Source organism: Streptomyces sp. NPDC058221, from assembly GCF_042882365.1.
Lineage (GTDB): Bacteria > Actinomycetota > Actinomycetes > Streptomycetales > Streptomycetaceae > Streptomyces.
On sequence record NZ_JBHVWF010000087.1, the window covers coordinates 24,338 to 36,004 of the forward strand.

At 71.6% G+C, this 11,667-nt stretch carries 11 protein-coding genes; 5 read left to right on the forward strand and 6 right to left on the reverse strand.

The genetic code is table 11. From position 1 onward, the window contains the following. Positions 1-303: 303 nt before the first annotated feature. The 3 genes from ACFVW8_RS25050 to ACFVW8_RS25060 all read right to left on the reverse strand — a co-directional run bounded on the left by ACFVW8_RS25050 (position 304) and on the right by ACFVW8_RS25060 (position 2,367). Positions 304-705, reverse strand: coding sequence for a DUF3040 domain-containing protein (locus ACFVW8_RS25050; RefSeq protein WP_145763027.1), 402 nt, complete (start codon positions 703-705; stop codon positions 304-306). A gap of 284 nt (positions 706-989) precedes the next feature. Then, on the reverse strand, positions 990-1,748 hold the full coding sequence (locus tag ACFVW8_RS25055) for a methyltransferase (protein WP_389693638.1): 759 nt from the start codon (positions 1,746-1,748) through the stop codon (positions 990-992). A 94-nt stretch (positions 1,749-1,842) separates the two neighbouring features. Further along, a complete protein-coding gene (locus ACFVW8_RS25060) occupies positions 1,843-2,367 on the reverse strand; it encodes an SAV_6107 family HEPN domain-containing protein (protein WP_389693640.1) in 525 nt (174 codons plus the stop codon). 167 nt (positions 2,368-2,534) lie between these two features. Between ACFVW8_RS25060 and ACFVW8_RS25065 the strand changes: the two genes are divergently transcribed. The 5 genes from ACFVW8_RS25065 to ACFVW8_RS25085 all read left to right on the forward strand — a co-directional run bounded on the left by ACFVW8_RS25065 (position 2,535) and on the right by ACFVW8_RS25085 (position 8,706). Continuing rightward, a complete protein-coding gene (locus ACFVW8_RS25065) occupies positions 2,535-3,365 on the forward strand; it encodes an ATP-binding cassette domain-containing protein (RefSeq protein ID WP_389693642.1) in 831 nt (276 codons plus the stop codon). Further along, positions 3,337-5,424, forward strand: coding sequence for a YhgE/Pip family protein (locus ACFVW8_RS25070; protein ID WP_389693644.1), 2,088 nt, complete (start codon positions 3,337-3,339; stop codon positions 5,422-5,424). The genes ACFVW8_RS25065 and ACFVW8_RS25070 overlap by 29 nt, the downstream gene beginning before the upstream one ends. A gap of 29 nt (positions 5,425-5,453) precedes the next feature. Then, positions 5,454-6,065 carry a TetR/AcrR family transcriptional regulator gene (locus tag ACFVW8_RS25075; protein ID WP_389693646.1) on the forward strand — a complete coding sequence of 204 codons (612 nt, stop codon included), beginning with the start codon at positions 5,454-5,456 and terminating at the stop codon, positions 6,063-6,065. A gap of 474 nt (positions 6,066-6,539) precedes the next feature. After that, positions 6,540-7,157, forward strand: a complete 618-nt coding sequence (locus ACFVW8_RS25080) for a DUF4126 domain-containing protein (RefSeq protein ID WP_389693648.1) — start codon at positions 6,540-6,542, stop codon at positions 7,155-7,157. Between the two features lie 31 nt (positions 7,158-7,188). Continuing rightward, positions 7,189-8,706, forward strand: coding sequence for a phytoene desaturase family protein (locus ACFVW8_RS25085; RefSeq protein ID WP_389693650.1), 1,518 nt, complete (start codon positions 7,189-7,191; stop codon positions 8,704-8,706). A gap of 141 nt (positions 8,707-8,847) precedes the next feature. On the opposite strand, the gene ACFVW8_RS25090 is transcribed toward ACFVW8_RS25085, so the two are convergent. From ACFVW8_RS25090 to thiE, 3 genes are all read right to left on the reverse strand, one after another. Beyond that, complete coding sequence (locus ACFVW8_RS25090; protein WP_389693652.1) at positions 8,848-9,810, reverse strand: hypothetical protein; 963 nt, start codon at positions 9,808-9,810, stop codon at positions 8,848-8,850. 50 nt (positions 9,811-9,860) lie between these two features. Continuing rightward, positions 9,861-10,778 carry a methylenetetrahydrofolate reductase [NAD(P)H] gene (gene metF / locus ACFVW8_RS25095; RefSeq protein WP_389693654.1) on the reverse strand — a complete coding sequence of 306 codons (918 nt, stop codon included), beginning with the start codon at positions 10,776-10,778 and terminating at the stop codon, positions 9,861-9,863. Between the two features lie 147 nt (positions 10,779-10,925). Then, positions 10,926-11,579 (reverse strand): thiamine phosphate synthase, encoded by a 654-nt coding sequence (gene thiE, locus ACFVW8_RS25100; RefSeq protein WP_389693656.1) that lies wholly within the window; start codon positions 11,577-11,579, stop codon positions 10,926-10,928. Positions 11,580-11,667: the final 88 nt, after the last annotated feature.

An 11,667-nucleotide genomic window follows, 5' to 3' on the forward strand; every position in this document is an offset into this window, starting at 1 on the left:
CGGGCTCCTCTCCGGACCACCCGGGCTTCTCCCCCACCCCACGCGAGGCTCTCCCCCTTCTCAGCCTGCCCGGCGATTCAGGGCGCCCCGTCCCAGGCCGCCCCACGATCGACAGCACCGCCCCGGCCGACCCGCGGCTCTCCCAGCCGCCGGCGCTCGAGGGCGTCGTTTCCGGCCCGCCCGACGATTGAGGGCACGGACGCAGCCCCGGCTGCCGAAAGCCCGCCCGCCCCTGTGCCCGGACGTGCGTGAGGGGCGGTCGCAGAAATGCGACCGCCCCTCACCCATAAGTGTTCGAAGCGCTTACTGGCCCTGCTCATCACGGCGACGCTGCCACCGCTGCTCGATCCGGTTCATCACGGTCCGGCGCTGCTTGGGCTGGCGACGCTCGCCCCCGCCTCCGGCCCCGGCTGCCTGTTGCTGCTCACCGGGCTTGGGCGCTTTGCGCCACCCCGTGACCGCGAGCACCGCGCAGCCCAGCATGACGAGGAACCCCACCACACTGATCCAGATCTGCTGGGCGACCATTCCGGCCATGAGGAGCGCGATACCCACCAGGAAGCCAGCAACTGCCTGGTAGACCCGTCGCCGGGTGTACGTACGCAGCCCGCTTCCCTCGAGCGCTGTCGCGAACTTGGGATCTTCGGCGTACAGCGCTCGCTCCATTTGCTCGAGCATTCGCTGCTCGTGCTCCGAGAGCGGCACGGAGTCCTCCTCGTCGTCGGCCGCGGGGGGCGGCCGGTATGCGGCCCTTCCAGGATAGGCAGGGAATCGCCCCCGTGAAACCCGCCCTCATTGCCAATCAGCCAGTCCGGGCCGCCACGACGGCTCAGCTGCTGAGGCGTTGATTCCCCAACCTCCGATCCGTCATGCCGGATGGTGTCCCCCGATCATACGGGGCGAAGGCGCCGATCGGGGCTGCTGGGGCGTACTCCGTCTGCGGCTGCGTTGCTGATCAGCCGCGCTGGCGGCATGATCCGGCCGGTCCCTCAGGCGTGCTTGGCACCCAGAACGTGCAGCTGGGTCGCCACCGAATGGAAAGCGGGCAGCTCTGCCGCCGCCGTCTCCAGCTTGAGCAGGGCTTCCATCGCACCGGGCTCGGTGTCCACCAGGACGCCCGGGACGAGATCCGCGAAGACGCGTACACCGTGGACCGCACTGACCTCGGCACCGGCCGCCGAGACCAGCTCGGTGAGCTGCTCCGCCGTGTACCTGCGGGGCATCGGGTCGCCCTCGCCCCAGCGGCCCGCCGGGTCGCTGAGCGCCGTCCTGGCCTCGGTGAAGTGACCGGCGAGCGCCCGGGCCAGGACCGCACCGCCCAGCCCGGCGGCGAGCAGGCTGAGGGCGCCGGCGGGGCGGAGCGCGTCGACCGCGTTCCGTACGCCCTCGGCGGGGTCGTCCACGTACTCCAGGACGCCGTGGCAGAGCGCCGTGTCGTACCCACCGCGCTCGACCACGTCGAAGAGGCCGAGGATGTCGCCCTGGACACCGCGGACCCGGTCGGCGACCCCGGCCTCGGCGGCGCGGCGCTCCAGTGCGAACAGCGCGTTGGGGCTGGGGTCGACGACGGTGACGCGGTGACCGAGACGGGCCACCGGCACCGCGAAGTTACCCGTGCCGCCGCCGGTGTCCAGCACGTCCAGGGCGTCCCTGCCGGTCGCCTTGACCTGACGGTCGAGGGCGTCCTTGAGGACCTCCCAGACCACGGCGGTACGAAGGGAGGCGCGGGGGCGCAGCTGGTCCGACACGGCAGTTGACTCCTCGGCACGGTGCCGCCGCTGACGGCGGAGCGTGAACAGCGCAGGTGATAGGTCCCGACCACCCTATTGCCTCGCGCCGCCCTCACTCGTCGGGCCGCTCCCCGCGGGGCTGCGGGAGCACCGGCTGGAGGACCAGCAGCCGCTCCACCAGGCGCAGGAACATCGCCGCGTCCCGGAGCAGGTCGTCCGCATCGCGCCGGCCCGCGGCACCGGGTATACCCGCTTCCGCACGGGCCCGTCTGCGGGCGCCGGAGGCGAACAGCGCGCTCCATTCGGTGAGCTCGGGGGCAAGCTCCGGAAGGACCTCCCAGGCGCTGCGGATCCTCTCCCGGCGCCTTCGGGACGTCTCGGGTCGCCCACGGACGGCGAGCACGGCGGCCGCGGTGCGCAGTGCGGCGAGGTGGGCGGTGGCATACCGCTCGTTGGGCACGTCGAGAACAGCTGCCTCTTCCAGGCCGGCGCGGGCCTGAGCGAGGAGATCGAGAGCGGCAGGCGGCGCCGTGGTGCGCCGGAGTACGGGGTGGACGTCGTGCGCCGGACCGGTCGGTGAGGGGGCAGGGCCGTCTGCGCGGCGTCGCGGGGCGGCTGCTGCGGACGAGTGGGCCATGACAGAACCTCCTGTCTCGTAACGGCTTCGTGGCCGTCTGTATCCATCGTGACGGCCCCCACTGACAATCGGCTTCGATCACGGCCTGACCTGGGCTTTTGCTTCGATCGCGAGTTCGGGCTACCTTTTTGAACTGACCAGTCAGTTCAAAAAGGACGGAGAGGCCTGTGGACAGCCCGCACGGGGCAGCTGTCGCCGCCGAGAACCTCGGGCTCGAAGGGCCGCGCGGCTGGGCCTTCCGCGGTGTGACCTTCAGCGCCGGGCCCGGCTCCCTGATCGCGGTCGAGGGCCCGTCCGGCTCCGGCCGCACCTGCCTGCTGCTCGCCCTCACCGGCCGGATGCGCTCAACCGAGGGCCACGCGGAGACCGGCGGCCTGCGCCTGCCACGCCGGGCCGCCGCCGTCCGGCGCATCGCCGCGCTGGGCCAGGTGCCCGGAGTCAACGAACTCGACCCGGTGTTCACGGTCGCCGAGCACCTGCGCGAACACGCCCTGCTCCAGCGCCGCTACGACGGCTCCCTGCGCGCCCTGCTGCGTCCGCGCCGTGAGCGCGCCGCCGCGGCCGGAGCGCGCATCGACGCGGCTCTGGACGCCGCCGGGCTCGACCTCGCCGCCCTGCCCAAGGCCGAGCGGACCTCCGTACGGGATCTGGAACGGCTGGAGGCGCTGCGGCTCTCCCTCGCCCTCGCGCTGATCGGCCGGCCGGCGCTGATCGCGGTGGACGACGCCGATCTGAAACTCTCCGACGCCGAGCGCGCCGAGGCCTGGGAGCTGCTTCGCTCCCTCGCCGGCGGCGGCACGACCGTGCTGGCCGTGTGCAGCGGCCCGGCGCCCGAAGACGCGGTGACCGTACGCACGGAAGCGGACGCCGACCAGGCCGACCGCGCCGCCGGGACTGACAGAACCGACGGGACCGACGGGACCGAGGCCGCGGAACCGGTGGCCACCACCGAAGACGAAGGGACGGCCGATGCGCTCGCCGAGACTGGCCACTCTTGAGCTGAGGCGGTTCGGCCGGGGCAGGCTGCCGCGTGCGGCCCTGGCCGCGCTCCTGCTGCTGCCCCTGCTCTACGGAGCCCTGTATCTGTGGTCGTTCTGGGACCCGTACGGCCGGCTGGACCGCATCCCGGTCGCACTGGTCAACGACGACAAGGGTGCCGCCGCCGAGGGGAAGCGCATCGAGGCCGGTGACGAGATCACCGGCAAGCTGCTCGACTCCAAGGTCTTCGACTGGCACGAGGTGAGCGCCGCCGAGGCCGACAAGGGCGTCGAGGACGGTACGTACTACCTCTCCCTGACCATGCCGTCGGACCTCAGCAAGCGCATCGCCTCCAGTGCGGGCGACTCCCCCGAGACCGGCGCGCTCCAGGTGCGCACCAACGACGCGAACAACTACATCGTCGGCCAGATCTCCCGGACGGTCTTCTCCGAGGTCCGCACCGCCGCATCGGCCAACGCCTCGCGCGGCTTCCTCGACCGGATCTTCATCAACTTCTCCGATCTCCACGACGCGACGGAGAAGGCCGCCAAGGGCGCCGACGATCTCAAGGGCGGGATCGGCAAGGCGAAGAAGGGCTCGAAGGACCTCGCCGACGGGCTGAAGGACGCGAAGGCCGGCAGCAGCCGGCTGGCCGGCGGCATCGTCAGGCTGAACACGGGCGCGGACGACCTGGAGACCGGCTCGCGCCAGGTCGCGGGCGGCACCCAGCTGCTCGCCGACAAGGTCAACGGGGTGGCGGCCGACGTCCGCCCGTTCCTGAAGGACAACGGCAAGTCGATCGGCGACACGGCCCGGCTGGTCGCCGATTCCTCGCAGACCGTACGGGACAACCTCGACGTGCTGGTGAAGGCGGCGCCCGCCGCCGCCACCGCCGCGCACACGGCCTCCGACGACCTCGCCGACGTCCACCGCACCCGGTGCGAGGATCAGCCGCTCCCCGACTCCACCGTCTGCCCGCCACTGAAGCGGGCCGTGACGGCAGCGGCCGATGTGGCCGCCGTGGCCGACGACGTGAACGTCCTGGTCAAGAACCAGCACGGGGACCTCAAGACGCTGCGCGGCCGGCTGACCACCCTGCAGAAGCAGGCCGACGCCCTCGCCGAGCGCTCACCCCATCTGGACGAGGACCTGGAGAGCGCGGTCAAGAAGATCAACGCGCTCAACACCGGCGCCCACAAGGTCGCCAAGGGCGCCGGCCGGCTGCACACCGGCCTGTCCACGGCCAAGTCGGGCTCGGCCGAGCTGAACACCGGGGTCGGCACCCTCAAGAAGGGCGCGACGAGCCTGGACAGCGGAATGATCCGGCTCGGCGACGGCTCGGCCACGCTCGCCCAGGGCCTCAACGACGGCGTCGGCAAGATCCCCGACTACGACAAGAAGGACCGCGACTCCCGCACGGGAGTCATGTCCGACCCCGTGCAGCTGGCCTCCCAGTCGCTGCACGCCGCCCCCAACTACGGCACCGGTTTCGCGCCCTACTTCATCCCGCTCTCCCTCTGGGTCGGCGCGATGGTGGCGTACATGCTGATCCAGCCGCTCAACCGGCGCGCCCTGGCCGCCGGGGCCCCGGCCTGGCGGATCGCCTTCGCGGGCTGGCTGCCGGTGGCCGCGACCGGTCTGCTCCAGGTGGCCGCGCTGATGGCCGTACTGCACTGGGGTCTCGGTCTCCAGATGGTCAGAGCCGCCGGGACGATCGGCTTCCTGGCGTTGGTGACGTGCTGCTTCGCCGCGATCGTGCAGTGGCTGAACGCCCGCTTCGGGGCGGCGGGACGCATTCTCGTCCTCGCGGTGCTGATGCTCCAGCTGACGTCGGCCGGGGGGACGTACCCGGTGCAGACCAGCCCGGACTTCTTCAACGCGATCCATCCGTACCTGCCGATGAGCTATGTCGTGGAGGGGCTGCGCCGGCTGATCACGGGCGGCGGGCTCGGCCCGGTCTGGCAGGGCTGCGCGGTGCTGCTGGCCTTCACCGCGGGGGCGCTCGCACTGACCGCCGTCTCCGCGCGCCGCAAGCAGATGTGGACATTGGACCGGCTGCACCCGGAGTTGAGCCTGTGAGTGCTCCGGGACCTGTGAGAATCAGGAGCATGGAAAGCAGTAGCACCACGCGCCGCCAGGCCACCCGGCAGAAGCTCTACGAGGCGGCCGTGACCCTCATCGCCGAGAAGGGCTTCTCGGCCACCACCGTGGACGAGATCGCCGAGCGCGCCGGGGTCGCCAAGGGCACGGTCTACTACAACTTCAAGAGCAAGACCGAACTCTTCGAGGAGCTGCTGCGCCACGGCGTCGGACTGCTCACCGTCTCGCTCCGCACCGCGGCGGAGGAGACCGAGGAGCGCGGCGGCAGCCGGGTCGAGGCACTGGACGCCATGATCCGGGCCGGTCTGGCCTTCATCGACCGCTACCCCGCCTTCACGCAGCTGTACGTGGCCGAGCTGTGGCGTACGAACCGGGCCTGGCAGGCGACGCTGCTGGTGGTACGCCAGGAGGCCGTCGCCGTGGTCGAGGGAGTGCTCCGGGGGGGTGTCGCGGGCGGCGAGCTCAGCGAGGAGATCGACATTCCGCTGACGGCTGCCGCGCTGGTCGGCATGGTCCTGGTGGCGGCGCTGGACTGGCAGGCGTTCCAACCGGAGCGGTCGATCGACGATGTGCACTCCGCGCTGTCCCTGCTGCTGCACGGGCGGGTCAGCGGGCGCTGAGCCGTGGGCATTCCGCGCCCGGTCTTCAAGCCCGTCCGGTGAATCGGGCTTTCGAGCCCGTCCGGCGATCGAGGACAGAGCGGCCACCGGGACGCACCCCGCGGCTTCTCACGCCCGGCCTCCGCACACCGCCCCCGCACGCACGAAGACGCCGGTCCGACGTAACTCGGTCCCCCGAGCCCCGCCCGACCGGCGTCTTCCGTGCTGCCGGAGAACCTTCCCCCGTGACCCCGTGTCCCCCGTGGTCCCGAAGTCCTCCGTCGCGCACCCCCGTTCGGAAGGAGGTGCCGCGCCGCTCCGCCGCCCCGTGCCGGCGGTGCCGGCCCAGCACCTCTTCCGTGGTCCCCACTCTGCCGTCTTCGCAGGTCGCGGCCCATCCGCGTACCTACTCATCTGGTCCCCTAGGTACGGATACTCAGCCCTGGGCACCCGATCGTCCACACGTCAGTACGCCATCTGGTTACGATCTCGTCCGTGTCCGTACTCCCCCTGGTGTTCACAAGCGGCTGGGCGAGCGGGATCAACGCCTACGCGGTGGTCCTCCTGCTCGGTATCTTCGGCGCGACCGGTGTCACCGACGAGGTGCCCGCCTCGCTCCAGCGCACCGACGTGCTCGTCGTGGCCGGTGTGCTCTTCCTGTGCGAGGTGGTGGCCGACAAGATCCCGTACGTGGACTCGGTCTGGGACACGGCGCACACCGTCATCAGGCCGGTCGCCGGTGCGGTGGTCGCGGCGCTGCTGGCGGGCGGGGACGGTTCGCTGCCGGAGCTCGCGGCGGGGGCCGTCGGCGGTTCCACCGCACTGGTGAGCCATCTCGTGAAGGCGGGCACCAGGATGGCGGTCAACACCTCCCCGGAGCCGTTCAGCAACATCGCCATGAGCACGGTCGAGGACCTGGGTGTGGCCGGGGTCGTCACGTTCGCCATATTCCATCCGTGGATCGCGGCCTCGATCGCCGCGACGCTGTTGCTCCTCGGCCTGGTGATACTGATCTTCCTGGCCTCCCGCATCCGCCGCTTCCTGCGCCGAAGGGCACAGCGGCGGGAGGAGAAACGGCTGGCCGCCCCCGCTCCCCACTGGCCTGACGGCTGAGCTGTCAGTGGCGGCCGTTAAGGTCGCTGCCATGGCACGTATTGCGGTGATCGGCGCCGGGATGGGCGCGATGTCGGCGGCGGCCCGGCTGGCTGTGGCAGGCCACCGGGTGACGGTGTACGAGCGGTCGGAGACCTTCGGCGGCTCGGTCGGCCGCCATGTCCGGGACGGCTTCGCGTTCGACACCGGGCCCTCCCTGCTGCATCTGCCCGCGGTCTACCGCGATCTGTTCGTGAAGACGGGCAAGGAGCCGCTGGAGCGGTGCGTCACGCTGGCGCAGGTCGATCCGGCGAGCCGCCATGTCTTCGCGGACGGCACCGCGGTGTCGCTGCCGAACGCCTCGCGGGCCGGGGTCGTCGAAGCGCTGGACGCCGCGCTCGGGGCCGGTGCGGGTGAGCGCTGGGGAGCCTTCCTGGACCGGGCAGGCGATGCCTGGGACCGGTCCAGGCGACCGCTGCTGGAGGAGCCGCTGCGCCCCGACTGGCAGGTGCTGACCCGCGATCCGTACCCGGCGCCGGTACGACGGCGGTTGCTGCGCCCGGCGCTGCGGGCCGGCACGGTGACGGAGGTCGGCTCCTGGGAGCTGGCCGACCCCCGGCTGGCCGCCCTCCTCGACGGGTACGCCCTGTCCTACGGCCTGGACCCGCTGCACGCCCCGGCGAGCGCGGCCCTGCTGCCGTACATGGAGGAGACGTTCGGCAGTTGGTACGTCTCCGGCGGCATGCGGGCACTCGCGCAGGCAGTGTACGAGCGGTGCCTGGCCCGGAAGGTGGAGTTCGTCCTCGGCGCCGAAGTGGCCCGGGTCGTGGAGAAGGACGGCCGGGCGGCAGGCGTGGAGCTGGCCGACGGCACGGTCGGGGAAGCCGACCATGTGGTACTGGGAGCCCGTCCGCATCCGGGGCTGATGCCCGGTCAGGAGATCTGGCAGGACGGCGATGTGACGGTCCAGCCCCGGCCGGAGGGGGGCGGGGCGACGGGCCGGTTCGTCGTCATGCTGTCACTGCGCGGTGCCCGGTCGGCGGATGCCGTGCACCGGACGCTGGTGCATCCGGCGGACGGCGCGGCCGAGCGCGAGGCGGTGTTCGGGGGCAGGCTCGCCGCGCACCCCACGGTGACGGTACTGCGGCCCGACGATCCGTCGACCCGTCCCGACGCGGACCACGAGGCCGTGACGCTGATGGCGACGGTCGCTCCGCAGGGTCCGGTCAGGTGGACGGACTCGGAGGTGCGGGCGCGGTACGCGGACACGCTGATCGACGCTGCGGGCGCGGCCGTGCCCGGCCTGCGGGAGCGGATACTCCACGCGGATGTGCGGACACCCGCGGAGACGGCGACGGACACCGGGGTGGAGGGGGGCGCAGTGCCCCCGCCCGCGCTGGCCGGCGCAGGAAGCGGCTACCTGCACCCGGGGAACCGCACCCGGGTGCCGGGGCTGCTGCTGGCGGGCGGCTGGTCGCATCCGGGCGGCGGGCCGGCGCACGCGGGGATGTCCGGCGCGTTGGTCGCGGGGCTCATCGTCGAGGGGGACGGGTTCCGCGGTTCGCAGTAGCGAGGTGACCGGTGCCGGGGCCCGTGCGCGTAAACGGGAGCGGGCCGGGAGAGGGTGCGAGGCGCGTCCCGGTGGCCGCTTCGTCCTCAAACGCCGGACGGGCTTGATCGGGCTCCCGGACAGCGATGCGGCACAGTCGGCTCAGTAGCGGTACCGGTCGTTGTGACCGGTGTCGTAGCCGTTCGGGTACGGGGCCGGCTGGGCGGGCTGTTCCTCGGGCATCGGGGGGTACTGCTCGGCCTCGCGCTGCTGCGGCACCCAGACACCGCCCGGCGGGGTCTCCGAGGCGTACTGCTGGGACTGGGCGTACGGGTCGGCGTACTGGTGCCCGCCGCCGAGGCTGTCGTGGTTCCCGAAGCTGTCGTACGTGCCGTACTGCGGGGCGCCCGCCGTCGTGCCGGTACCGATGTACGGGTCGGAGTACGCGGCGTACTGCTGCTGGTCCGTGCCGTAGTCGTACTGCCCGGCCCCCGCGTAGCCGTCCTGGCCCGCGTACGTGTCCTGGCCGGCGTACCCCTGGCCCGCGTAGCCGTCCTGACCCGCGTACGTGCCCTGGCCCTGCGCCGGGTACGCGGAGTAGTCGGTGTACGGCTCGTAGGCGGCGTACTGCGGCTGCCCCTGGGGCTGCTGGGGCTCCTGGTGCTGTCCTTGCTGCGGCCTGGGGTCGGTGTAGATGCCGTACTGCCCGGTGTCGTCCGGCAGCGGCTCCGGCTCGTAGACCGCAGACGGATCCTGCGGGGCGTGGGACGGCTCCGGCGGTGCGCCGCGGTCGTACTCCATCTCCAGGTCCGAGACCTGGAGACGGGGCTCGCGGTCGGCGCCGCCACGGCGGCGACGGCTCTCGCCCGGGCTTCCCCCTATGGCCCAGCCGGTCGAGAAACCGCGCCGGAACGAGAGCGTGACGTACGTCTGACCGGTCGCGAAGGCGATGGCGCCGATCGTGATGACGGGCACGGACGGCATCAGGACACCGATGACCACACCGACGAAGCCGGTGAAGGCGAGCAGACGCCAGCGCAGGCGCGCCTTGTACTGGAGCAGCACCTCACCGAGCAGCCACAGCGCAACGATGCCGAACGCGATGTAGAGGACCGTCCAGCCCATGCCCGCCCCCTTCTACGGCCACCGCCCCGGATCGTGGCGGGTACGGCCGGTCACGACTGCTTGTGCAGTCCGAGATTCTCGTAGATTTCGAGCGTCGCCGTCGAGTTGTTCAACGTGATGAAGTGCAGTCCGGGGACACCCTCGGAAAGCAGCTTCGCGCAGAACTGCGTTGCGAAGTCGATGCCAATGGAGCGTACAGCGGCGGGATCCTCCTTGGCGGCGAGGATGCGTTCTTTCAGGGACGCGGGCAGTGTCGCGTTGCTGAGCTGGGCGAGTCTTTCCAATTGGCGGACGCTCGTGAGGGGCATCACCTCGGGAATGATGGGGGTGTCGCAACCCGCAGCGACCACCCGGTCACGCATCCGCAGATAATCCTCGGGGTCGAAGAACATCTGCGTGATCGCATAATCCGCACCGGCGCGGCACTTGTCCACGAAATGCCGGATGTCGGTGTCCCAGTCCTCGGAGCGCGGGTGCATCGCGGGAAATGCCGCGACGCCGACACAGAAATCGCCGGATTCCTTGATCAGCCGGACGAGATCGGCCGCGTACCGCACGCCCTGGGGGTGCTCGACCCACGGGCCCATCGGATCGCCCGGCGGGTCCCCGCGCACGGCGAGGATGTTCCGGATTCCGGCGTCCGCGTACTGGCCGACCATGTTGCGCAGCTCGGCGACGGAGTGGTTGACCGCCGTGAGATGCGCGACCGGGGTGAGGGTGGATTCGGCGGCGATGTCCTGGGTCGCCTTCACCGTCCCGGCCCGGGTGGAACCACCGGCTCCGTACGTCACCGAGACGAAGCTCGGGCCCACCGCCTCGATCCGGCGCAGCGCGTTCCAGAGATTCCGCTCGCCCTTCTCGGTTTTGGGCGCCCAGAATTCGAACGAGTACGACGTCTTGCCGGTCGCGAGCATCTCACGCACGGTGCGTGCGTGATCTGTCCTGGTGGAGGATGTGCCAAGGGCCATACCGGCAGGTTAACCAGGGCGTGGCGGCCACCCAACCGAACCGGCGAGATTTGCCCGAATTGACCGGTACTTGTCCACGCTTCGGACACCGATGTCCCAAACACGCCGTTCGGAGTGGGCCCGTTCCGTCCCGAGGGTCCCGCCGGATCATGCGCCGTCGCGCGCCCGGATCCTTTTCGCCAGGTCAGCGGCGGCGGCAACGGGATCCGATGCCTCGGTGAGGGCCCGCACGACGACGACCCGGCGCGCTCCCGCGTCCAGCACCTCGTCGAGGTTGCCGGCGTCGATGCCGCCGATGGCGAACCACGGGCGCGCGGGGGCCAGCGAGGCGGCGTAGCGGACCAGGTCAAGACCGGGTGCGTGGCGGCCGGGCTTGGTCGGGGTGGGCCAGCAGGGGCCGGTGCAGAAGTAGTCCACACCGGGCTCGGCGACGGCCGCGTCGACCTCGGCCTCGGCGTGCGTGGAACGGCCGATGACCACGTCCTGGCCGATGATCGCGCGGGCGGCCGGCACCGGCAGGTCGCCCTGGCCCAGGTGCAGCACGTCGGAGCCGATGGCGTGGGCCACATCGGCCCGGTCGTTGACCGCGAGGAGCTTGCCGTGGCGCCGGCACGCGTCGGCGAGCACCGCGAGGTGTTCGAGCTCCTCGGCCGCCTCCATCCCCTTGTCCCGGAGCTGGATGACGTCCACCCCGCCGGAGAGGACCGCGTCGACGAACTCGGGAAGGTCTCCCTGGCTCCTGCGGGCGTCCGTGCACAGGTAGAGCCGGGCGTCGGACAGCAGCGCGCGAGGCGTGGGCATGGTGCGGTTCCCCCCGGGGAAGCGATGACGTTCGGTAGGCGGTGCGGATTCAACAGGCGATGCGGAGTCGGCAGGCGGTGCTGCGGAG

Bases quoted from the DNA above. Each gene is read 5' to 3' on its own strand.
- thiE (WP_389693656.1), bottom strand. From the start codon at position 11,579: ATGCCCACGCCTCGCGCGCTGCTGTCCGACGCCCGGCTCTACCTGTGC.
- ACFVW8_RS25085 (WP_389693650.1), top strand. From the start codon at position 7,189: ATGGCACGTATTGCGGTGATCGGCGCCGGGATGGGCGCGATGTCGGCG.
- ACFVW8_RS25075 (WP_389693646.1), top strand. From the start codon at position 5,454: ATGGAAAGCAGTAGCACCACGCGCCGCCAGGCCACCCGGCAGAAGCTC.
- metF (WP_389693654.1), bottom strand. From the start codon at position 10,778: ATGGCCCTTGGCACATCCTCCACCAGGACAGATCACGCACGCACCGTG.
- ACFVW8_RS25060 (WP_389693640.1), bottom strand. From the start codon at position 2,367: ATGGCCCACTCGTCCGCAGCAGCCGCCCCGCGACGCCGCGCAGACGGC.
- ACFVW8_RS25070 (WP_389693644.1), top strand. From the start codon at position 3,337: ATGCGCTCGCCGAGACTGGCCACTCTTGAGCTGAGGCGGTTCGGCCGG.
- ACFVW8_RS25090 (WP_389693652.1), bottom strand. From the start codon at position 9,810: ATGGGCTGGACGGTCCTCTACATCGCGTTCGGCATCGTTGCGCTGTGG.